The sequence below is a fragment of the Pseudarthrobacter sp. YAF2 genome (assembly GCF_052113345.1).
GTDB lineage: Bacteria > Actinomycetota > Actinomycetes > Actinomycetales > Micrococcaceae > Arthrobacter.
In genome coordinates this window covers 104,079-125,790 of sequence record NZ_JBFRDA010000011.1, presented here as the reverse complement: position 1 = coordinate 125,790, position 21,712 = coordinate 104,079, and the positions used below count along the sequence as shown (strand labels likewise).

Annotated in this window: 17 protein-coding genes; 9 read left to right on the top strand and 8 right to left on the bottom strand. The window is 65.5% G+C overall.

The features are described 5' to 3' along the window. Positions 1–4: 4 nt before the first annotated feature. The 6 genes from AB4Y79_RS13205 to AB4Y79_RS13180 all read left to right on the top strand — a co-directional run bounded on the left by AB4Y79_RS13205 (position 5) and on the right by AB4Y79_RS13180 (position 7,799). Positions 5–631, top strand: coding sequence for a cyclodeaminase/cyclohydrolase family protein (locus AB4Y79_RS13205; RefSeq protein ID WP_441862473.1), 627 nt, complete (start codon positions 5–7; stop codon positions 629–631). After that, complete coding sequence (locus AB4Y79_RS13200; RefSeq protein ID WP_441862470.1) at positions 628–1,533, top strand: bifunctional 5,10-methylenetetrahydrofolate dehydrogenase/5,10-methenyltetrahydrofolate cyclohydrolase; 906 nt, start codon at positions 628–630, stop codon at positions 1,531–1,533. Before AB4Y79_RS13205 ends, AB4Y79_RS13200 begins: the two co-directional genes overlap by 4 nt. 157 nt (positions 1,534–1,690) lie before the next feature. Then, positions 1,691–3,034, top strand: coding sequence for a molybdopterin molybdotransferase MoeA (locus tag AB4Y79_RS13195; RefSeq protein WP_441862467.1), 1,344 nt, complete (start codon positions 1,691–1,693; stop codon positions 3,032–3,034). A gap of 335 nt (positions 3,035–3,369) precedes the next feature. Then, positions 3,370–3,573: a hypothetical protein gene (locus AB4Y79_RS13190; protein WP_441862464.1), complete on the top strand. Its 204-nt coding sequence runs from the start codon at positions 3,370–3,372 to the stop codon at positions 3,571–3,573. Positions 3,574–3,595: 22 nt separating this feature from the next. Beyond that, positions 3,596–5,008, top strand: a complete 1,413-nt coding sequence (locus AB4Y79_RS13185) for an MFS transporter (protein WP_441862462.1) — start codon at positions 3,596–3,598, stop codon at positions 5,006–5,008. 280 nt (positions 5,009–5,288) lie between these two features. Beyond that, positions 5,289–7,799, top strand: a complete 2,511-nt coding sequence (locus AB4Y79_RS13180; protein WP_441862460.1) for a GcvT family protein — start codon at positions 5,289–5,291, stop codon at positions 7,797–7,799. Positions 7,800–7,972: 173 nt separating this feature from the next. On the opposite strand, the gene fdhA is transcribed toward AB4Y79_RS13180, so the two are convergent. From fdhA to AB4Y79_RS13150, 6 genes are all read right to left on the bottom strand, one after another. Continuing rightward, complete coding sequence (gene fdhA / locus AB4Y79_RS13175; protein WP_441862458.1) at positions 7,973–9,187, bottom strand: formaldehyde dehydrogenase, glutathione-independent; 1,215 nt, start codon at positions 9,185–9,187, stop codon at positions 7,973–7,975. Between the two features lie 132 nt (positions 9,188–9,319). Beyond that, positions 9,320–10,717: a ferredoxin reductase gene (locus AB4Y79_RS13170; protein WP_441862456.1), complete on the bottom strand. Its 1,398-nt coding sequence runs from the start codon at positions 10,715–10,717 to the stop codon at positions 9,320–9,322. Further along, positions 10,714–12,018: an aromatic ring-hydroxylating oxygenase subunit alpha gene (locus tag AB4Y79_RS13165; RefSeq protein ID WP_308929644.1), complete on the bottom strand. Its 1,305-nt coding sequence runs from the start codon at positions 12,016–12,018 to the stop codon at positions 10,714–10,716. Before AB4Y79_RS13165 ends, AB4Y79_RS13170 begins: the two co-directional genes overlap by 4 nt. A gap of 714 nt (positions 12,019–12,732) precedes the next feature. Further along, the gene (locus AB4Y79_RS13160; protein ID WP_441862454.1) at positions 12,733–15,102 is read right to left on the bottom strand and encodes an FdhF/YdeP family oxidoreductase; all 2,370 of its coding nucleotides are present in this window, start codon (positions 15,100–15,102) and stop codon (positions 12,733–12,735) included. Between the two features lie 103 nt (positions 15,103–15,205). After that, positions 15,206–15,826 (bottom strand): MBL fold metallo-hydrolase, encoded by a 621-nt coding sequence (locus AB4Y79_RS13155; protein ID WP_441862451.1) that lies wholly within the window; start codon positions 15,824–15,826, stop codon positions 15,206–15,208. After that, entirely contained in the window at positions 15,823–16,929 is a 1,107-nt protein-coding gene (locus AB4Y79_RS13150) for an S-(hydroxymethyl)mycothiol dehydrogenase (RefSeq protein WP_441862449.1), read from the bottom strand. The genes AB4Y79_RS13155 and AB4Y79_RS13150 overlap by 4 nt, the downstream gene beginning before the upstream one ends. A 313-nt stretch (positions 16,930–17,242) precedes the next feature. On the opposite strand from AB4Y79_RS13150, the gene AB4Y79_RS13145 reads away from it, so the two are divergent. Genes AB4Y79_RS13145 through purM form a run of 3 tightly spaced genes read left to right on the top strand, consistent with a single transcriptional unit; the run spans position 17,243 to position 20,427 of the window. Further along, entirely contained in the window at positions 17,243–17,557 is a 315-nt protein-coding gene (locus tag AB4Y79_RS13145; protein ID WP_441862447.1) for a hypothetical protein, read from the top strand. A gap of 57 nt (positions 17,558–17,614) precedes the next feature. After that, a complete protein-coding gene (purF, locus tag AB4Y79_RS13140) occupies positions 17,615–19,285 on the top strand; it encodes an amidophosphoribosyltransferase (protein ID WP_441862445.1) in 1,671 nt (556 codons plus the stop codon). Then, positions 19,282–20,427: a phosphoribosylformylglycinamidine cyclo-ligase gene (gene purM / locus AB4Y79_RS13135; protein WP_441862443.1), complete on the top strand. Its 1,146-nt coding sequence runs from the start codon at positions 19,282–19,284 to the stop codon at positions 20,425–20,427. Before purF ends, purM begins: the two co-directional genes overlap by 4 nt. A gap of 52 nt (positions 20,428–20,479) precedes the next feature. On the opposite strand, the gene AB4Y79_RS13130 is transcribed toward purM, so the two are convergent. Continuing rightward, positions 20,480–21,250, bottom strand: coding sequence for a VOC family protein (locus AB4Y79_RS13130; RefSeq protein WP_441862441.1), 771 nt, complete (start codon positions 21,248–21,250; stop codon positions 20,480–20,482). Between the two features lie 209 nt (positions 21,251–21,459). After that, positions 21,460–21,693: a DUF3073 domain-containing protein gene (locus AB4Y79_RS13125; protein ID WP_018772127.1), complete on the bottom strand. Its 234-nt coding sequence runs from the start codon at positions 21,691–21,693 to the stop codon at positions 21,460–21,462. Between the last annotated feature and the right edge of the window lie 19 nt (positions 21,694–21,712).

The window sequence follows — 21,712 nt, the reverse complement described above, 5'->3', positions numbered from 1 at the left end:
GGCCATGATCAGCTCAGAGACAATCAGCAGCTACCTCACCCGGCTGGCCGCCAAGCAGCCGACGCCGGGGGGCGGTGCTGCCGCGGCGCTGCACGCGGCCCAGGGTGCAGCGTTGGTGGCCATGGTGGCGCGGTACACCACCGGCGCCAAGTACGAACAGCACGCACCCCTGGTGCAGCGCATCACCGCGGCAGCCGACGGTCTCATCGGTGAGGCACTGCGCCTGGCCGACGCGGACGAAGAGGCCTTCCAGGGAGTCATCGACTCCTACAAACTCCCGTCCGACACAGATGAGCTCAAGGCCGCCCGCGCGGCCGGGATCCAGTCCGCACTCATCCGGGCGGCACAAACACCCGCCCGGCTCGTCAAGTTGTCGGGCGACATCGTGGACCTTGCCACCGAGCTGTTCGACGTCGCCAACGCCAACGTCATCAGCGACGTGGCAGCGGCCGCCGATGCCGCCCGGGCAGCTGCGGCCACGGCGCGCGTCAACATCGACATCAACGTCGTGGCGGTCAAGGACCCGGAAGCACGGGCCCTGCTTGCCCGGCAGACGGACGGTATTGAGGAAAAGGTGGTCCTGGCGGCAGATGCCCTCTCGGCCCGCGTCCGGGAAAGGATCCTTGGGTGAATACAGCAGTACTTTCCGGAAAGCCCCTGGCAGCCCGGTTCCAACAGGAGGTTCAGGAACAGGTCCGGTCGCTTGAACTCGACGGCGTTCGACCGGTCGTGGCGGTGGTCATGGCTACCGCCGACGAGTCGACGCACTGGTACGTCCGCTCCATCGAGCGGGCAGCGGAGCGCGCCGGAGTCGGCTGCCGGATCATTGACCTGGGCCACGATGCAACGGAGCCGGTGCTGGCCAACGTCCTGCGGGACCTGAGCGCCGAACCGTCAGTGAACGGCATCATCCTGCAAACCCCGCTGCCGCCCGGTGTCCGGACCGACAACCTGGTGGGCCTCATCGCCCCGGGAAAGGACATTGACGGCGCGAATCCGCTGAGCCTGGGACGGCTTGCCGTCGGGCAGCCGGCCTTTGCGCCCGCTACCGCGCGCTCCGTCGTCGAAATCCTGGAGCATTACCAAATTCCCCTGGCGGGAAAGGGCGTGGTGGTGGTGGGCCGGTCCGCCGTAGTGGGCAAACCGCTGTCCCTCCTGCTGCTGGCACGCGATGCCGCCGTGACGGTCTGCCATTCCAGGTCGGGCCCGCTGGAGCGTTACACGAAGGACGCCGATGTCGTGGTGGTCGCAGCCGGGCGCGCCGGGCTGCTGGGAGGCAGCGATGTCTCCTCCCGGACAATAGTGGTCGACGTCGGCACGAACGTCCTTCCCGACGGCTCGCTGGTGGGTGACGTGGACGAAGCCAGCGTCACCGGGACGGCAGCCGCGCTCACCCCGGTTCCAGGGGGCGTGGGCTCAGTGACCACGGCATTGCTGCTCCTTCACACCGTGGAGGCCGCACGCAGGCAAGTGTCTTCCATGCCGCTGGCGGCCGGGGCCCTGGAGTCCCAGGTCCTGGAAGCCGCGGGCTAGGAAAGGCACAGCGTTAGCAACGGGTGTCCCGTTTTCCGTGAAAGGTGCTTCGATGGGCCTAGGACCTGGGGAGGTATTCCTCATCGAAGCACCGTTTTCGGAAAACGAGGCCCCGCAACCGGCATGGTGCCGGTGACTTAATAAGGAGGGGGCCCGGATGCCTGCCAATGCACTGACAGCCACCGTTTCCGGCAGCACGGCTGCGCCGGGTCCCGTCCCGGAACGCGGGTGCATACCGTGGTCCGAAGCACGCCATGTAGCCTTCGGCGCCGCCGGTCGGCTCCCGCCCGTGGCCGTCCCGCTTACGGAGGCCATTGGGCGGATCCTGAGCCGTGATGTCAGCGCGCTTCAGGACCTGCCGCACTACGCCTCGTCCGCCATGGACGGCTGGGCCGTGAACGGGCCCGGTCCATGGCTGCTGGCCGGATCCGGCCACTACGCCTCCCTACCCCACACAGACAACAGGTTCCTGCCCGCAAACAGTGCCACGGTGATAGCCACCGGCGGTCTGGTGCCGGACGGCGCCGACGCCGTGCTGCGGAAGGAGAGCGGCCTGGCTGTCCGTGACCCCAACGGCAACCAGGTCCTGACACTGCGTGCCGACGCGAAGGCCGGTGAGCCGCGCAGCGGCCAACACATCCGCCCCGCCGGGCAGGAAGCCCGGTCAGGGGACGTCCTCATACCTGCCGGTACTGTCCTTAATCCAGCGCATGTGGCCCTGGCTGCGGCGGCAGGGCACGACACCGTGCCGGTCCGCGCCCGGCCCGCCGCCGCCGTCGTACTCACCGGGGCTGAAGTGGTGACGCAGGGCGTTCCGGCGCCTGGACAGGTCCGCGACACCTTTGGCCCGCAGCTTGGAGCCGTGGTTTCCCTCCTGGGTGGCAGTGCCGGCAGCCCGCAGAGAATCGGTGACTCCTTTGGCAGCTGGCTGGCTGCCTTGGACAGCCCCGTCCTGCCCGCTGGCGGGAACGCAGATGTCATCATCACCACCGGCGGCACCGGAAAATCCGGGACAGACCATTTCCGTACCGCCATCGACGCCCTGGGCGGACAGCTGCTGGTGGACGGCATCGCGATGCGTCCCGGCCATCCGGCCGTGCTCGCCAGGCTTCCCGACGGGCGGTTCGTAATCGGCCTGCCGGGCAATCCCCTGGCGGCCGTGATGGCCCTCCTCACCCTGGGCGCACCCCTGATCGCCTCGCTTGGGGGCGCGCCGCTGCCGCCGATGCAGCTCGTGATGTCCGGCTGTGACGTCGAGGGCGATCCAGGAAGGACACGCCTGATCCCCTGCCGGTTCCTGTCCGGCCTTGCGTTCCCGGTCGAGCACACCGGCCCCGGCATGATGCGGGGGCTTGCCTGGGCCGACGCGGTCATGGCCGTTCCTCCCGAGGGCGTTGACTCGGGGGGACCCGTTCCCGTGCTCCCGCTTCCGTGGGAAGCACAACCAGAAACCGCAAGCCCGCCCGGGGCGCAAGGACGGAACACCGCATGGCACGCATGACCCAACGCCGGAGGACCCAGCACTTCGGTCCATCCCGGGATCCCGTCCGGAGCACGAAGCAAGAACGCTTACATACTTCGTCTTACACAGGTCACGCTCTTGACATTGAGTGTGAGCTAGCGCACGATTTTGTTGCATAGAGCGAATGTTGTTGATCATCACGGAACGAAGCTCACCCGGAAATGCTCCCGTCCCCGGCTCCACCCGTGATGGCCCTGGAAACAGACGAACGAATTCTTGATGGCCGATCCGAAGGGGAGCCCTGGCTCGCGGACCGGCCGCACAACGTTGTCAGCATCCATGCGGCAGCGCTACATCACCAAAGGAAACTGTTTATGACTATCAAAGGTGGCAGCACCATCGATCAAAGCAGTGTAGAGCGCCGGAACCTGGGGACGACGCCGAAGTCATCCCGCGAGTCCTGCGCGGCCATGTCGGCCGGCATCGAACCAGTCGGCCTCGTCCACCGGTCGCTGAGGGCTGCGGCTGTCCGTGCATCCAGGAAACGGCGCTCTGGTGCCGTCAGCGGTTTGCGCTGAAGCCAGAAGGGAACAAATCTCAATGATCAATCCGACCAGCACGACGGCCTCCGTCGACACCCCCCTATCAAAAGAGACCAGCTCCAAGTTCAAACGCCGCTTCATGGTGCGGCTTGTCGCCGTCTTCATCGGCGGCATGTTCCTCGACGGTTACATCCTCGGAATCATCGGCCCCGTCGCCGGATCCATGCGGTCAGATCTCCAGCTCGACGCGCTGTCTCTGGGCATGATCGCTGCAGGCCCGCTCGTTGGTATCTTCGTCGGCTCCCCCCTGGCCGGCTGGGCTACTGACAAGTTCGGACGCAAACCCATGTTCCTCGTGGACATGGGCCTGTTCCTGGTCGCCTCAACGGCCCAGTTCTTCATAACCTCCGGAGAGGGGGCCGTGATCCAGCTGGCCGCCATCCGGTTCCTCATGGGCGTCGCGATCGGCGGCGAGTACTCCATCGGTGGGCCATTGCTCTCAGAGTTCTCCCCTCCAAAGCTCCGCGGGCGATTGCTCGGGCTGACTCTGATCGCCTGGTACGTCGGTTTCATGGCGGCATTCATCGTCGGCACGCTCCTGCACGACGCCGGCGCCCCATGGCGCCTCGTACTCGGCACCTGCGCGATACTCGCACTCGTCCTGTTCCTCGCCCGCCTGGGCCTCCCCGAATCGCCGAGCTGGCTCATTACGAAGGGCCGGCGTGAGGAAGCACTCGCGATCGCACACCGATATGTCGAATCGCCCCAGATGCACGAAAGCATCACCGGAGAGATCGATCTGAGGATGATCCAGGAGGCCCAAGCCGCCAAGAGTGGGACCAAAATCAAGAACGCCTCCTTCGGATTGCTGTTCTCAAGGCAGTATTGGCGCACCACCCTCTTCACTGCAGGTTTTTGGTTCTGCGCGGTCACTCCGTACTTCGCGATCGCGACCTTCGCCGACGAGGTGCTCACCCAATTCGGCTTCGGCGGCGGCTGGGCCGGTGGAGTCGGCCTGTCCGCACTTGCGGTCGCGGGTGTTGTCACCAGCGTACTTCTGATTGACAAGCTCGGCCGGCGAATCCTCACCGTGCCCGGGCAGTGGCTCTGCGCGGGTATCCTGCTGGTCATCGGAGTCTGGGGGAGCGCACCAGCGATCCTCGTGCTCGTCCTGTTTCTCGCCTTCTCCTACTTCAATGCCGGCTACACCACGATGACCCAGGTCTACCCGGCCGAGGTATTCCCCGGCAACCTGCGCGGCGTCGGCATGGGCTTCGCCGCGGCCTTCAGCCGCATCGGAGCCGCACTCGGCACCTTCGCCCTGCCATGGGCGATCGCCAACATCGGCATGGGTGCAACCATGGTCATAGCCGCCGCCGTCGCATTACTCGGCGCAGTCCTCTCGCAGTGGCTCGCGCCTGAAACGAAGGGGCGCACCCTCGCCGAGATCTCGGCAAATTTCTCCCACTGACACCACGCCGCCGGGCAACCGGTAATCGGGCCCAACATAAAGAGGCCTTCGCCGCAACAGCGGCGGAGGCCTCTTTTCCGCCTCCAGCACGCGCGCGCCGAATCCAGCCCGAACGTGCTGAAACAGTAACGGCGTCTGGCGCAACAATGCAGGAAACCCTTGACAATCCATGTGAGCTGCGCCACCGTGTTGCATATAGTGATGCGCGTTGCTCATAGCGAAGCAAATTCCATCACCCGGTCAGGCGGATTCCAGCACCAACCAGGAGAACCACGAAATTATGAGCGCATCACCCCGCGTCGTCATCATCGGAGCCGGCATCGTCGGCACCAACCTCGCCGACGAGCTGGCAAGCCGCGGCTGGAACGACATCACCGTCGTCGAGCAGGGCCCGCTGGAGCTGGCAGGCGGCTCCACCTCGCATGCTCCGGGCCTCGTGTTCCAGAACAACCCGTCCAGGACCATGACGGAATTCGCAACGTACACCGTCAACAAGCTGCTCGCCCTGAGCAAGGACGGCCAGTCCTGCTTCAACCAAGTGGGCGGCCTGGAACTGGCAACCACTCCGGAGCGCCTGGCCGACCTCAAGCGCAAGATGGGCGTAATGACCTCCTGGGGTGTCGACAGCCGGATCGTGGACGCCGACGAATGCGAAAAGATCTACCCCCTGCTGAACACGGGCAAGCTTTCCGGCGGCCGCGAGGTCCTGGGCGGCTTGCTCATCCCCACCGACGGCCTGGCCCTGGCCGCCCGTGCGGTGCAGCTGCTGATCGAGCGCTCCAGCGAAGCCGGCGTGACGTACCAGGGCAACACCACCGTCACCGGCATCGCCCAGGAGGGCGGCAAAGTGACGGGCGTGGAAACGTCCGAGGGTTTGATCCCGGCAGACATCGTGATCTCCTGTGCAGGCTTCTGGGGCCGTGAGCTCGGCAGGATGGTGGGCCTGGAGGTGCCCCTGCTGCCGCTTGCCCACCAATATGTGGTCACCACGCCCCTTGCCGAACTAGAGGGCGTTAACGAGCTGCCGAAGGGTGCCAGCAAGCCCATCCTGCGCTACCAGGACAAGGACCTGTACTACCGCGAGTGGGGCGACCGCATCGGCATCGGCAGCTACGCGCACCGACCGATGCCCGTGGACATGTCTGCACTGCCGAAGGTCCCGGCCGGGGAGATGTCCGACCACCGCATGCCCTCCCGCCTGGACTTCACCCTTGAAGACTTCGTACCCGCGTGGGAGGACAGCCAGGACCTGCTGCCGGCACTGCGCAGCACCGGAATCCAGGATGGCTTCAACGGCATTTTCTCCTTCACCCCCGACGGCGGCCCGCTGATGGGCGAGGCGCCTGACCTCGAGGGCTTCTTCGTGGCCGAAGCCGTTTGGGTCACGCACTCGGCCGGCGTTGCCAAGGCCATGGCAGAGCTGATCATCGATGGCCAGCCGGAGACCGACCTGCACGGCTGCGAGCTGACCCGTTTCGAGAAGGTGCAGACCTCCGACGCCTACGTCAGCGAAACCTCCCAGCAGAACTTCGTGGAGATCTACGATGTCATGCACCCGCTGCAGCCGCGTGAATCCCCGCGGGACCTGCGCGTCAGCCCATTCAACGTCCGCCAGAAGGAACTCGGTGCCTTCTTCCTTGAGTCCGCCGCTTGGGAACGCCCGCACTGGTTCGAAGCCAACCGCGGGCTTCTCGAGGAACTTCCCGCCGAATGGCGGACCCCGGAACGCGACGACTGGTCTGCCATGTTCCACTCCCCCATTTCCGCCGCCGAAGCGTGGAAGACGCGCACCGCCGTCGGACTTTTCGATATGACGCCGCTGAAGCGCCTCTCCGTCGCGGGCCCCGGCGCCCAGGCACTGCTGCACCGGCTCAGCACCGGCAACATCGCCAAAAAGCCGGGCGCGGTGACCTACTGCCTGCTGCTGGAGCACGACGGCGGCATCCGCAGTGACGTGACCGTCGCACGGCTGGCGGAGGAAGACTTCCAGCTGGGCGTCAACAGCAACGTGGACTTCGATTACCTGCGGGTGGAGGCGCGGAAGCAGTCCGCCGCCGATCCCTCCCAGTGGGTGCATGTTTCGGACATCACCGGCAGCACTTGCTGCATCGGCCTGTGGGGTCCGCTGGCCCGTGAGGTCATCGGCAAGGTGAGCTCCGACGACCTCACCAACGACGGCCTGAAGTACTTCCGCACCAAGGAAATCTCCGTAGGCGGCATCCCGGTGACGGCCATGCGCCTCTCCTACGTGGGCGAACTCGGCTGGGAGCTCTACACCACCGCCGAGTACGGGCTGAAGCTGTGGGACCTGCTGTTCGAGGCCGGCCAGGAGCACGGCATCATTGCGGCCGGTCGCGGCGCCTTCAACAGCATGCGCCTTGAGAAGGGCTACCGGCTGTGGGGCACGGACATGACGTCGGAGCACCACCCCTACCAGGCCGGGCTGGGCTTCTCCGTGGCCAAGGACAAGACTGGATTCGTGGGTGCCGAGGCGCTGGCGTCGCTCCGCGAGCAGCCGGCGGCGGCGAAGATCCTGCGCTGCCTGACGGTGGACGACGGCACGTCCGTGGTGCTGGGCAAGGAACCGGTGTACGTGGGCGGGGAAGCCGCTGGTTACGTCACGAGCGCGGCGTACGGCTTCACCATCGGCAAGCCCATCGCCTACGCCTGGCTGCCCTCGTCGGTGTCCGAAGGGGACGCCGTGGCGATCGAGTACTTCGGCCGGCGCGTAGCCGCCACCGTCAGCGCCGAGCCGCTCTTTGACCCGGGCATGGAGCGCCTCCGCGGCTGATCTGCCCCAATCACACCAGGTGGTTGGGCCTGCTTGAGACCGGCAGGCCCAACCACCTTTTTGTTGCCGCGGACCGCGGCACCGTTTTCACCCCGGCATGACAACGGCGGCACCCTGCCTGAGCAGGGTGCCGCCGCTTGACCTTACCGCTCTTTACGAACGGGAACCAGGCATCAGTTGTTGAGGTAGCCGTTCGGGTCCAGGACGTACTTTGTTGCCGCGCCGACATCGAATTCGGCGTACCCCCGAGGCGCATCCTCCAGCGAAATGGCCTTGGCGTTGACCGCCTTGGCGATCTGGATCCTGTCATGGAGGATGGCCATCATCAGCTGGCGGTTGTACTTCATGACCGGGCACTGGCCCGTGGTGAAGGAGAGGGACTTCGCCCAACCGGTGCCCAGGGACAGGGACAGGCTGCCCTTTCGTGCGGCCTCGTCCGCGGCTCCCGGGTCCCCCGTGACGTAGAGGCCGGGAATACCCACGGAGCCGCCCGCGGTGGTGAGGTCCATCAGTGAGTTCAGCACGGTGGCCGGTGCCTCCTGGGCGCCGTGGCCGTGTCCGCGGGCCTCAAAGCCGACGGCGTCGATGCCGGAGTCGACCTCCCGGACGCCGAGGATCTGCTCGATCTGGTCTGCGGGGTCGCCGTTGGCCACATTGACGGTTTCGCAGCCAAAGGACCGGGCCTGGGCCAGGCGGTCTTCGTTAAGGTCGCCCACGATGACCACCGCGGCACCCAGCAGTTGGGCGCTGGCGGCCGCGGCAAGCCCGACAGGGCCGGCCCCGGCAACGTAGACGGTGGACCCCACGCCGACGCCTGCCGTGACTGCGCCGTGGAAGCCGGTGGGGAGGATGTCGGAGAGCATCGTCAGGTCCATGATCTTCTCCAGGGCCTGGTCCCGGTCGGGGAACCGCAGCAAGTTCCAGTCCGCGTAGGGGACCAGCACGTACTCGGCCTGGCCGCCTACCCAGCCGCCCATGTCCACATAGCCGTAGGCGGATCCGGGGCGATCCGGGTTGACGTTCAGGCAGATGCCGGTCTTGCGCTCCTTGCAGTTCCGGCAGCGTCCGCAGGAGATGTTGAACGGGACGGAGACGATGTCCCCGACCTTGATGAATTCGACGTCGGGTCCGGTCTCAATGACTTCCCCGGTGATCTCGTGGCCCAGGACCAGGCCGGCCGGGGCCGTGGTCCGGCCGCGGACCATGTGCTGGTCGGACCCGCAGATGTTGGTGCTCACGGTGCGCACGATGACCCCATGCGGGACCTTCCGGCCAACATTAGCGGGATTGACGCCGGGGCCGGCTTTCAGTTCAAACGAGGGATACGGGGTGTCGATGACCTCGACGACCCCGGGCTCCTTGTACGCAACGGCTTTGTTACCTGACATGGGCATGGCTCCTTTGGTTGGCGTTCAATTGCCACGGAAGGCCTGACGCTGGCTGCATCAGACCCTTCCGTGTGGTTCTAACTTGCGGTGAATCTTGGGACAGGGCGCGGCGCCCACGGCTCCGGGGAGCGGCTAGGCGTCGATCACCATGTCGGTGCGCGCGGTGGAGCAGCAGGGAAGGAACTTGCCCGCATCGATTTCCCGTTTGCGGATTCCGCCCTGGTGGTTCATATCGATCTCCCCGGACAGCTTGACCACCTTGCAGGAGCCGCACATGCCCTCCTTGCAGTTGGCGCCGATCCTGACACCAGCACGCTGTGCCACCTCAAGGATGTGTTCCTCCGGGTCGATCCGCACATTGATTCCGGTGCGCATAAAGGACAGGGTGAGGCTTCCAGTTCCCACGGTGTCGAAGCTGGAAGCATCCGGGGTTGCGGCTTCCGTCGCGGATCCGGCGGCTTCCGCCGAGGCCGGGGCGACAGCTTCCAGCGGCAGCCCCGTGGCCTGCAGGGTTCCGTCCTCGTCGTAGCCGGGCTCATAGATCCCGAACGCTGCCGGCTGGCTCTCGAAGTAGTCCTCGGCGGACTCGGCGATCTCATCGGCGATTTCCTCGGCGATGTCCGCTGCCAGGGCGAGCTCGGCCTGGTATTCGAGGAGGGTCTGCCGGTCGCCGGAGAAGAACTCCATGTAGATGGAGGTGTCGTCGACGCCCACGTTCTTGAGCAGCTCAGTGGCGGTGTTCAGGTACCCCTCGGGTCCGCAGCTGTAGACCTGCCGGCCGTTGGCGTCGGGCGCCACCTCGTCAATCATGGCCGCCGTCAGCCTTCCGGTGAAGCCTTCCCAGTCCTCGGGCCTGCCGCGGTCACCAAGGGCGTAGAAGACCTTGATGCGCGAGTCCACCGAAGCGATGTAGGCCAGCTCCCGGTGGAACGCGAAGCCGCCGGCTTCAGCGCCGTGGTAGAGCACCACGACGTCGGCGGTTCCGGGCAGGGAGTGGATGGTCCGCAGCATCGACATGATGGGAGTGATGCCTGCGCCGGCAGCCAGGAAGAGGTACCGGGCGCGCCGGTCGGCGTCAGGCAGGTGGAATGCCCCAACAGGTCCCAGCATGTCCAGGACGGTGCCGGGCCTGACGTTCTCATGCACCCAAGGGGAAACGAGTCCGCCCGGGTCGCGCTTGACGGTGACGCTGAAGGTCCACGGTTCCGTGGGCGAGCTGGACAGCGAGTAGCTGCGGTCCACCGGTTCCAAGTCCTCGCCGTTCACGGGGAAGGCGATGTTCACGTACTGGCCCGCGCGGAACGCCAGGGGCGCGCCGTCGCAGCGGCGGAAGACGAAGGTCATCATGCCGCCCGCTTCGGGAATGGTTTCGACGCATTCGGCCATGAACTCCTGCGGATGCCACGGGCCAAGAGCCTTGGCTGCGCTGGCCGGTCCTTCGATGCTGCCCATTACCCGGTTCCACGGCATTTCAAGGCCGCGGATGCGCTGTGGTTCCTGGACCGGCGTCTCAGTGAGGACGTCAATCATGCCAAATGCTCCTGCACCCGCTTGACGTACCAGTTGATGAAGGCCTCCACCTGGTATTCGCTCTTCATGTACGGGCCGGGCTCGTACGCCGGGCTGGCAGCACCCTGCTGGCACAGTTCAACGAACGCCTTGTCCTGCAGGTTGGTCTGCTTCCAGGTGTAGGTGAGCTTTTCGAGGTCATAGTCAACGCCTTCCTCGGCGTCGTCAGCCACCAGCCAGGTGGTGCGCACCAGGGACTGGTGCTCGTTGATGGGGAAGACTCCGAACGTGATGACGTGGTCACCCAGGAAGTGGAACCAGCTGTTGGGCTGCAAGTGCATCGAGCAGCGGCCCAGGCGGAAGTCCCGAAGGTCGCCGAGCAGCTTCTTGGAGAGCCTGCGACCGTCGGCGGAGAACGATTCGCCTTCGCCGTCCAGGGATTCGCGCGAGATGCGGATACCGGCAATGCGGGTATCGAGTTCCTCAACCACCTCATAGGGCAGTCCATAGCGGCGGCACCGCTCCTCGAGGGAGGACTGGGCTTCCTTGTTGCGGTCCCAGACCTCTTCAAGGTGGGCCGGGACCAGTCCCTCGGTCAGGCCCCACGTGGGGAAGAGTGAGCAGGCGAGTTCCGGGTGTCCGTCGCAGTGGTAGCACTCACGGTTGTTCTCCATGACGAGCTTCCAGTTGCCCTCTTCGATGATGTTCTGCTGGTAGGCAATCTTCGTCTTGGACAGGTCGTGGGGTGCGAGGTAGGGCTCGAAAATCTTGGCGGTCTCGTCGAAGTCAGCGGGCGGAACGTCTGCGATGCAGACGAAGATGAGCCCGGCAACCTCGCGGCTGTGGGCGCGCTTGAGGGCAAAGCAGTTCTTGTCGAACTTGGCTTCGCCGGGGGCGGATGCGTGGATCAGGTTGCCCTCAGGGGAGTAAGTCCAGGAGTGGTAACCGCAGACCAGGTTTCCGGTGGAACCGGCAGCTTCGGTCAGAACGCGTGCACCGCGGTGGCGGCAGACGTTGTGCAGGACATTGACGTCGCCCTCGTCGGTGCGGAGCACGATCAGGGAGTAGGGTCCGTAGTCGACCGTGATGTAGTCGCCCGGCTCCGGCAGCTCGGCAACGCTGCCGGCAAAGATCCAGTGCTGGCCGAAGATGGCCTCCATGTCGAGCTTGAAGATTGTCGGGTCCGTGTAGAACGGGGCATCGAGGGAGTAGCCGGTGCGCCGCAAAGCGAACAACTCGGTAATTTCAGCCAGCTGCTCGGCAGGCAATGCTGAGGCGAGCTTTCCGCGTGCGCTGAGGGGCGCGTTCACTGAGGTAGTCATGTGTTTCCTCCCGATAGGGCTGGGTAGTAAGCGATTTGCGGTGATTAAGGAGCAGGTGGGGCAACAGAGGATGTCCAAGACGTTCTGTTCATGAATGTGGGGAGGTCCATCAGCAACAGAAGTGATGACTCCGGAATAAAGCTGGAAGCACCTAACGCAACACCGATCACCATATGCAACAGTGTGACTCCAGCCACGCCGACTGTCAATCAATTTCGGATATGACGAAAAAGCACGAGGTATGCCGTCCGGTGAGTTGCGTCCCCAGGCCCTGTCGCGTCCGCCCCAGCGTCGAAACAAACCGCTTCCCCCGCTTCGGGACTCACCGGGATTTGTTCCGCATCTTCCGCCGGACTAGCGGCAGGGAGAGCCCGTCCAGCAACGGCCAGCCTCCAGCCTTCTTCAAGGTGGGTTACAGGGGCCGCAACATCTGCGAACGGTATGACTGTGCCGCGCGGTTGACGGCGGGTTCACCCGTGATGATTTCACCGTTGATGAGGCCACCGGCACGGCGGTCTGTCCGCACGGACTTACCCGGAATGCCTCTGCACCCGATTCCCGCCACCGGGCTCACGCCCCACGACAGCGGCACGTTGGACCAAGGCGGGAAGAAACGACGCCATTGTCACCGCGTCAGGGTGCTGACCAATACACGCCGCTCAACAGCCGCTGATGGCGTTCCGCCCGCCGCCTACCACTTTGTTTAGGGGTCTCCTAGGCGTTGACGCCTTCCAACTCCCCGGCCGGTTCCAGCTCTCCGGCAGCTACCTCAGCGGCGCTTTCCGCGGCGTGTGGCGTGAAGCGGACGAACATGGCTTTGAAGCCGGGGGTGTTGGATTCCCGGGCGACGTTTTCTTTGTGGACCAGGGCGTTGGCTTCGGGGAAGTAGGCGGCGGCGCAGCCCTTGGCGGTGGGGTAGGCCACCAGGCGGAACTTGTCTGCCCTGCGGTCCACGCCCTGGAAGGTACTCACCACGTCCACCAGTTCGCGGTCTTTGAAGCCGGATTCGGCGAGGTCCTCGGGGTGGATCAGGATCACGCGGCGGCCACCGGAGATGCCGCGGTAGCGGTCATCCAGGCCGTAGAACGTGGTGTTGTACTGGTCGTGGCTGCGGATGGTCTGCAGGACCAGGTGCCCGGGCGGCGGGGTGAGGTATTCCAGGGGGCTGACGGTGAACCGGCCGCGGCCGATGTCTGTGGCGAAGGACCGGGTGTCCCGTGGCGGGTTGGGCAGCACGAATCCGTTTTTGGTCCGGACCCTGGCATTGAAGTCCTCGAATCCGGGCAGGACGCGGGCGATGTGGTCGCGGATCACGTCGTAGTCCTCGGCCATGCCCCTCCAGTCCACGGGGTGGTCCGGTCCGAAGGTGGCCTCCGCCATCCGGGCCACGATGACGGGCTCGGCCAGCAGGTGCTCCGAAACTGGCGTGAGACGCCCCTGGGTGGAGTGGACCACGGACATGGAGTCTTCCACTGAGAGGAACTGGGCGCCCTTGGGGTGCTTGTCGTCCTTGTCGGTCCGGCCCAGGGCGGGCAGGATCAGCGAGGTGCGGCCGTGCACGATGTGCGAGCGGTTGGGTTTGGTGGAGATGTGCACGGTCAGCCCGATCCGCTGCATCCCGGCTTCCAGGGCTTCGGTGTCGGAGCAGGCCAGCGAGAAGTTCCCGCCCATGGACACGAACACGTCCACGTCGTCGCGTTCGAACGCCTCCATGGACTCCACGGCGTCGTAGCCGTGGTGCCGCGGGGACGTGATCCCGAACTCCGTATCCAGCGCTGCGAGGAGCCATTCCTTGGGTTTTTCCCAGATACCCATGGTCCGGTCGCCCTGGACGTTGGAGTGCCCGCGCACGGGGCAGGCCCCGGCGCCGGGCTTGCCGAAGTTGCCCTGCAGCAGCAGCACGTTCACCATCTCCTTGATGGTGTCCACCGAGTGCGGCTGCTGCGTCACGCCCAGCGCCCAACAGAAAATCGAAGCCTTGGATTTGATGAGCATCCCGGCCACGGTCTCGATCTGCGCGCGGGCCAGGCCGGTGGCCTTCCCGGTTTCATCCCAGTCCAGCGTGGCGCGGGCGTCGCGGTAGGCGTCGAACCCGTCCGTCTGGGCGGCAATGAAGGAATGGTCGACGACGGTCCCCGGGTTTTTCTCCTCGGCCTCCAGGAGCAGGTGGCCCAGCGCCTGGAACAATGCCAGGTCACCGCCCACCTTGATCTGCAGGTACTCGTCGGCCAAGGGCGTACCGCCCCCGACGACGCCGGAAACGGTCTGCGGGTCCTTGAAGTTGAACAGCCCGGCCTCGGGCAGCGGGTTCACTGCCACCACCTTGCCGCCCTTGTCCTTGCATTCCTTCAACGCCGACAACATCCGCGGGTGGTTGGTGCCTGGGTTCTGGCCGACGACGAAGATCAGTTCGGCGTCGTGGATGTCATCCAGGGAAACCGTGCCCTTGCCGATGCCGATGGTCGGGTTCAGCGCCGAGCCGGAGGACTCGTGGCACATGTTGGAGCAGTCGGGCAGGTTGTTGGTGCCCAGGGCCCGGGCAAACAACTGATACAGGAACGCCGTCTCGTTGGCGGTGCGGCCGGAGGTGTAGAAAACGCACCGGTCCGGGGTGCTGGCCCGGACATGCTCGCCAATGAGTTCGAACGCGTCCGCCCAGGAGATCGGCGAATAGTGTGTTTCGCCTTCGCGGATCACCACCGGCTCGGACAGCCGGCCCTGGTTGCCCAGCCAGTACTCGGTCTTCTCCGACAGCTCCTTGATGGAATGCTTCGCCCAGAACTCCGCGCCAACGGTGCGCAAGGTGTTCTCCTCCGCCACCGCCTTGGCGCCGTTCTCACAGAACTCAGCAGCCTTGCGCTTCTTGTCCGACTCCGGCCACGCGCAGCCGGGGCAATCGAACCCACCCCGCTGGTTCAACCGCAGCAACGACTGCGCCGTCCGGGCCACACCCGCCTGCGCCACCGCACGCTCCAGCGCAACCATAACGGCCTTGACCCCGGCCGCCTCCGTTTTGGGCTTATGGACAGAAAGATCATCCTCATTGATGTCCGCAACGGGCGCGGGCTGCTTACCGAACTTCATCGTTCCAACTTCCTTACCGGCTTGTGCTGTTCGAGCGCCGGCAAGGGCGCGCCAGGCTCTCCGGGCGCGCCCTTCGCGGGCATATTTCGTGGACGTCCGCTGGCTACTGCGGAACCTTCGCCAGCGTTTCCTGTTCCGCCGCGATGGTGGTGTTATCGCCGTGGCCGGTGCGGACCACCGTGTCAGGCGGCAGCGTCAGCAGCCGTTCTCGGATGGACGCCAGGATGGTGGGGTAGTCGCTGTAGGACCGGCCGGTGGCACCCGGGCCGCCGTTGAACAGGGTGTCCCCGGTGAACACGGTCCCCTCGCTCTCCAGGTAGAAGCAGGTGGACCCTGGCGAGTGGCCGGGCGTGTGGATCGCCTTCAGCGCTGCACCACCCACCTCAAACACGTCACCGTCAGCGTGGTGGCGGTCCGGCTTGGCGTCGGGGTAGACCTGCTCCCACAACACCAGGTCCTCCTGGTTCAGGTAGATCGGCGCACCCAGGGCATCCGCCACTTCGCGTGCGGCGCCAATGTGGTCGTTGTGTGCGTGCGTGAGCAGGATGGCCTTCACCTTCCGGCTGCGGACCTGGTTGATGATCGCTGCGGCATCGTGGGGCGCGTCGATGATGATGCATTCCTCGTCATTGCCCACGATCCAGACGTTGTTGTCCACGTCCCAGGTGCCGCCGTCGAGCGAAAATGTGCCCGAGGTGACCAGGTTCTCGATGGTGACGCTCATGCGGACGGTCCAGCCGGCTGGACTTCGACGACGGAGCGCAGGACCTTGCCCTCGTGCATCCGTTCGAAGGCCTCCTCCACCTGGTCGATCGAAATCCGTTCGGACACGAACGCGTCCAGGTCCAGGCTGCCCTGCTTGTAATGCGAGACAAGCATGGGGAAGTCGCGGGATGGGAGGCAGTCGCCGTACCAGGAGGACTTCAGCGAACCGCCGCGGCCAAAGACATCCAGCAGCGGCAGTTCAAGGGTCATCTCCGGCGTCGGGACGCCCACCAGCACCACACGGCCGGCAAGGTCGCGGGCATAGAAGGCCTGCTTGTACGTTTCAGGGCGGCCGACGGCGTCAATCACCACATCCGCTCCGTTGCCTCCGGTGAGGGCACGGATGGCTTCCACGGCGTCCTCCTGCTTGGAGTTCACCCCATGGGTGGCGCCGAGGGACTTGGCCATTCCGATCTTGTTGTCGTCGATGTCCACGGCGATGATCGTGGTCGCCCCCGCGAGCCTGGCACCGGCGATCGCGGCAATACCCACGCCGCCGCAACCGATCACGGCCACGGACTCGCCCCGCTTGACCTCACCGGTGTTGATGGCGGCCCCGATGCCTGCCATCACGCCGCAGCCCAGCAGGCCAACCGCTGCAGCGTCAACCTCCGGGTCCACCTTGGTGCACTGCCCCGCAGCCACCAGGGTCTTTTCCGCGAACGCGCCGATTCCCAGGGCAGGCGAAAGCTCGGTCCCGTCCTCGAGGGTCATCTTCTGCGTGGCGTTGTGGGTGTTGAAGCAGTACTGCGGCTGGCCCTTGGCGCACGCCCGGCACTCCCCGCATACAGCCCGCCAGTTCAGGATCACCCGGTCACCCGGCGCCACCTGGGTCACATCAGGGCCAACGGCGCTGACCACACCAGTGGCCTCGTGGCCCAGCAGGTACGGGAACTCATCACCAATGCCACCCTGCTTGTAATGCAGATCGGTGTGGCAAACACCGCAGGTCAGGATGTCCACCAAGGCCTCCCCCGGTCCCGGATCCGGGACCAGGATGGTCTCCAAGGAGACAGGAGCGTTCTTCTCCCGGACAACGACTGCTTGTACTTTGTGGACCATGGTTCTTGTGTTCCTTTCCTGGATCCAGCCGGATCCGTGAGTCGGCACCAAGTGCCAATCTAGCTGACATGCCATGCCCGGGGACCACACCGACTCGTTTCGTGAAGTGCGCTGAGTTGCGTAATAAACAACAGGGTGCACATGACGCTCATAGCAAAATATGACAGCGCCCACACTTGATGTCAATAGATATATCAGCCTTCGCCTAGTCGGCTGCCAGTGCGTCCCTCCATGTTTCGCCGGCATCGGGAACATCTGGAGCCGCCACCACGCCGTTACGTGGACCCAAACAGTGGGCATTAGGCTGGATGGCATGTCTTTTGAAGAAACCCCTGCCGAGCGCCGCGAAGTTACGGTCCGCCGGGCACCCAAATACGTTCCCTTCCTGGTGGTCGGAGCGCTGCTGGGTGTTGTCGCAGCCGCAGTGGTGGCATATGGGGTGCCGGGCGACACCACCTTCGACCCCGGGGCCGTGTTCGGCTTCTTCCTGGTGATGTTCGCCGCCGCAGGCGCCATCCTGGGCGCCGGACTGGCACTGTTGCTGGACCGCCGCAGCGTAAAGCGCCAACAGCGGGCAGTAGTGGAAGCCGTCCCGGATTCTGAACCTGACACTGACCCCCAGGCCTAGCAGGTCACAAACGGGCAGCCGGAAAAGTCATACCCCATATCGTGCGATAATCGATCAGTGGCACGCGGCGATGGAAAACTTTCCCATGATCTACTTCCCGGCGAAAAAGGCCCGCAGGACGCTTGCGGCGTCTTCGGAGTCTGGGCACCAGGCGAAGAGGTAGCAAAACTTACCTATTACGGGCTGTATGCACTGCAGCACCGTGGTCAGGAGTCGGCTGGCATAGCCACCAGCGACGGCAAGCGAATCAACGTCTACAAGGACATGGGACTCGTCTCCCAGGTCTTCGACGAGACCACCCTGAACACCCTGACCGGGCACCTGGCCGTGGGCCACTGCCGCTACTCCACCACCGGCGCCAGCCACTGGGCCAACGCCCAGCCCACCCTCGGCGCCACCTCCACGGGCACGGTTGCCCTGGCGCACAACGGCAACCTGACCAACACCGCCGAGCTCAACGCCATGATCAACGAGCGCAACGGCGGGCAGCTCACCGGCGAAATGAAGCAGGGCAACACCTCCGACACCGCCCTGGTCACCGCACTGCTTGAAGGCGAGCCGGGCAAGACCCTCGAGGAAACGGCTACCGAACTCCTGCCCAAGATCAAGGGCGGCTTCTGCTTCGTCTTCATGGATGAAGGCACCCTGTACGCCGCACGCGACACCTTTGGCATCCGCCCGCTGGTGCTCGGCCGGCTGGAACGCGGCTGGGTGGTGGCCTCCGAGCAGTCCGCGCTGGCCACCGTGGGTGCCAGCTTCATCCGCGAAATCGAGCCTGGCGAGTTCATCGCCATCGACGAGGACGGCGTACGGTCCAAGCGGTTCGCGGAGCCGACGCCGGCCGGTTGCGTCTTCGAATACGTCTACCTCGCCCGCCCGGACGCTGCCATAGCCGGCCGCTCCGTCTACGAGTCCCGCGTGGAGATGGGCCGCCAGCTGGCCCGCGAAAACACGCAGGCGGCAGACATCGTCATCCCTGTCCCGGAATCCGGCACCCCCGCCGCCGTCGGCTACGCCGAAGAGTCCGGTATCCCCTTTGCCCACGGGTTCGTCAAGAACTCCTACGTGGGCCGCACATTCATCCAGCCCTCGCAGACTCTGCGCCAGCTGGGCATCCGGCTCAAGCTCAACGCCCTTGAATCCGTGATCCGCGGCAAGCGTGTTGTGGTGGTGGATGATTCGATCGTCCGCGGCAACACCCAGCGCGCCATTGTGCGGATGCTCCGGGAAGCCGGCGCCGCAGCCGTCCACGTGAAGATTTCCTCCCCGCCGGTGCAGTGGCCCTGCTTCTACGGCATCGACTTCGCCTCCCGCGCGGAACTCATCGCCAACGGCGCCACCATCGAGGAGATCTCCCAGGCAATCGGCGCGGACTCGCTGGCCTACATCTCCGAGGACGGCATGATCGGGGCCACGCGGCAGCCGCGTGAACGGCTCTGCACCGCCTGCTTCACCGGCAAGTACCCCATCAAGCTCCCGGACGCCGACAAGCTGGGCAAGAACCTGCTTGAGCGCACCGACCTAGGCGGCATCAAGCCGTCCCCGTCCGCGCTTCCCGGTGAAACGGCCGCCCTGGCCGTTGACGCCACGGAGGACCCGGCGGAGAAAGCCGGCGCCACCGGTTGCGATCCCGGGCCGGACTCCGAATTCGAAAACCTGCTGACCGAAGCCGACCTCGTGCCCGACGTACACGCCGCCACCAGCGCCGACAAGAAGGACTCCGTATGACTTCCGCCAACACCGCCGCAGAGAACTCCGGCATCACCTACGCCTCCGCGGGCGTGGACGTTGAAGCCGGGGACCGCGCCGTCGAGCTCATGAAGGACGCCGTCAAGGCGACCCACAACTCCTCGGTGATCGGCGGGGTGGGCGGCTTCGCCGGCCTCTACGACGTTTCCAGGCTCCTGACGTACAAGAAGCCGCTGCTGGCCACCTCCACGGACGGCGTGGGCACCAAGGTCGCCATCGCCCAGGCCATGGACATCCACGACACGATCGGGTTCGACCTGGTGGGCATGGTGGTGGACGACATCGTGGTGGTAGGTGCCGAGCCGCTGTACATGACCGACTACATCGCCTGCGGCAAAGTGGTCCCCGAGCGCATCGCGGACATCGTCCGCGGCATCGCCGCAGCCTGCTCCGTGGCCGGCACCGCCCTGGTGGGCGGCGAGACCGCAGAGCACCCGGGCCTGCTGGGCGAGCACGAATACGACGTCGCCGGCGCAGCCACCGGCGTTGTGGAAGCCGACTCCCTGCTCGGCCCGGACCGCGTCCGCGCCGGCGATGTGGTGATCGGCATGGCCTCCTCCGGCCTGCACTCCAACGGCTACTCGCTTGTCCGCCGCGTCATCAACCACGCCGGCTGGGCACTGGACCGCCAGGTATCCGAACTGGGACGCACGCTGGGCGAGGAACTCCTGGAACCCACCCGCGTCTACGCAGCCGATTGCCTGGACCTGGCCCGCACCTTCCCGGTCAGCGCCGGTGCCGCCGTCCACGGCTTCAGCCACGTCACCGGCGGCGGCCTGGCCGCCAACCTGGCCCGGGTCCTCCCGCAGGGGCTGGTAGCCACGGTGGACCGCGCCACCTGGGAACTGCCCGCGATCTTCAAGCTGGTGTCCGAACTTGGCAACGTCCCGCTGCCCGACCTCGAACGCACCCTCAACCTCGGCGTTGGCATGGTGGCCATCGTGTCCCCCGACGCCGCCGACGCCGCGGTCGCGCGCCTGAACGACCGCGGCCTGCCGTCCTGGGTCATGGGCACGGTCACGGAGAATTCGGATTCCATTTCCAAATCCGGCCCCGACTACGTCCAGGGCGCCAAGGGCGTGGACGGCGGCGCAGTCCGCATGGTCAACGCCTACGCGTAAAGCCGCAAAACATTTGGGGTCCCGCACCGCACGGTGGGGGACCCCAATGTTGTTAATTGACCTGGATCAGGCTGAGGATGCCGCCCTGCGGGTCCTTGATGGTGATCAGTGAACCGTCAGCAGGATGCTCGTCCGGCTCCACGATGACCTCTCCCCGGGCCTGCACCGCAACCTCCGCTGCGTTCCGAATACCAGCCGCGCCAAAGTAGACCTGCCAGGACGCTTCCTCGCCTTCTTCGGCAGGAACGACGCCGGCCACCTCGCCACCGTCGATGAGCAGCGTACTGTAACTGCCGCCGTCGTCCTGCGGATATTCGGTGACCTCGTGCCCGAACAGGTGCTGGAAGAAGCCGACGGCGGCCTGCGGCTCGGGCGTGGACAGTTCCGCCCAGACCAGCGCACCTGGCTCGTTGAAGAGGTGGCTGCCGAAGTGAGTACCGGCCTGCCAGATGCCCGCGGTCCCGCCACCAGGCGGGGCGAGGAAGGCCAAGACGCCGGTGCCGCCTACCTCTTCAGGCCCGAACTGGACGTTGCCGCCCGCATGGGTGGCATCGTCAAGCAGCGCTGCGGCGTCTGCGGCCGCGAAGTAGATATTCCATTGCGCCGGGGTGCCCGGCGGCTGCAAAGGGCCCTGCGGCGCAATGGTGGCAACCAGCTGGCCGTTCATGAAGGCCTGTGCGTAGCTGCGGCCGTCCGGGGTGGGAAAGTCCTGGTAGGTCCAGCCGAAAACACTGGCGTAAAAGTCTTTGGCGGCGGCGACATCGGGGGTCTGCAGATCCGCCCAGCAGGGCTCACCATTGGCGTAGTTGGTCCGAACAGTCATCCGGTCAGGTTACCAACGCCGGAAAGCCCGCTGCCACCGGATGTCCGGGAAGGCAGCGGGCTTCCTCATGTCAGCAGTCACCCGAAAGCGGGTACTGGAAAGGAGGTCCTGTGCCATCCCTAAGCTGCGGGGACAGCACCTGCGGAGTCTGTTAGCGCTTAGCTGCGCCGCGAACGGGAAAGCCCGGGGCCACGGCGGCCTTACGACAGCTAGCCGATGCGACGGTTGTCAACCTCGTCGTCATCGTCATCCAAATCATCCGCGTACTTATCCACATAGGCCGAATAGTCCGGCTCGACCGGTTCATTCGAGTAATGGCTCGTTGAACGACTGCCTGGGCCCGTCAGCTCACGCTGAAGTGCCGAGTAGTCAGTGTTCGGGGAGTAGTACTTGATGTCCCGAGCCTGCTTGGTAGCTTTTGCCTTTTGACGGCCGCGCCCCATGGCGTGACCCCCTTTTGTA

Excerpts from the sequence above, each read along its gene's own strand:
- AB4Y79_RS13205 (WP_441862473.1), top strand. The coding sequence starts at position 5 with ATGATCAGCTCAGAGACAATCAGCAGCTACCTCACCCGGCTGGCCGCC.
- AB4Y79_RS13195 (WP_441862467.1), top strand. The coding sequence starts at position 1,691 with ATGCCTGCCAATGCACTGACAGCCACCGTTTCCGGCAGCACGGCTGCG.
- AB4Y79_RS13190 (WP_441862464.1), top strand. The coding sequence starts at position 3,370 with ATGACTATCAAAGGTGGCAGCACCATCGATCAAAGCAGTGTAGAGCGC.
- AB4Y79_RS13185 (WP_441862462.1), top strand. The coding sequence starts at position 3,596 with ATGATCAATCCGACCAGCACGACGGCCTCCGTCGACACCCCCCTATCA.
- AB4Y79_RS13180 (WP_441862460.1), top strand. The coding sequence starts at position 5,289 with ATGAGCGCATCACCCCGCGTCGTCATCATCGGAGCCGGCATCGTCGGC.
- fdhA (WP_441862458.1), bottom strand. The coding sequence starts at position 9,187 with ATGTCAGGTAACAAAGCCGTTGCGTACAAGGAGCCCGGGGTCGTCGAG.
- AB4Y79_RS13170 (WP_441862456.1), bottom strand. The coding sequence starts at position 10,717 with ATGATTGACGTCCTCACTGAGACGCCGGTCCAGGAACCACAGCGCATC.
- AB4Y79_RS13165 (WP_308929644.1), bottom strand. The coding sequence starts at position 12,018 with ATGACTACCTCAGTGAACGCGCCCCTCAGCGCACGCGGAAAGCTCGCC.
- AB4Y79_RS13160 (WP_441862454.1), bottom strand. The coding sequence starts at position 15,102 with ATGAAGTTCGGTAAGCAGCCCGCGCCCGTTGCGGACATCAATGAGGAT.
- AB4Y79_RS13155 (WP_441862451.1), bottom strand. The coding sequence starts at position 15,826 with ATGAGCGTCACCATCGAGAACCTGGTCACCTCGGGCACATTTTCGCTC.
- AB4Y79_RS13150 (WP_441862449.1), bottom strand. The coding sequence starts at position 16,929 with ATGGTCCACAAAGTACAAGCAGTCGTTGTCCGGGAGAAGAACGCTCCT.
- AB4Y79_RS13145 (WP_441862447.1), top strand. The coding sequence starts at position 17,243 with ATGTCTTTTGAAGAAACCCCTGCCGAGCGCCGCGAAGTTACGGTCCGC.
- purM (WP_441862443.1), top strand. The coding sequence starts at position 19,282 with ATGACTTCCGCCAACACCGCCGCAGAGAACTCCGGCATCACCTACGCC.
- AB4Y79_RS13130 (WP_441862441.1), bottom strand. The coding sequence starts at position 21,250 with ATGACTGTTCGGACCAACTACGCCAATGGTGAGCCCTGCTGGGCGGAT.
- AB4Y79_RS13125 (WP_018772127.1), bottom strand. The coding sequence starts at position 21,693 with ATGGGGCGCGGCCGTCAAAAGGCAAAAGCTACCAAGCAGGCTCGGGAC.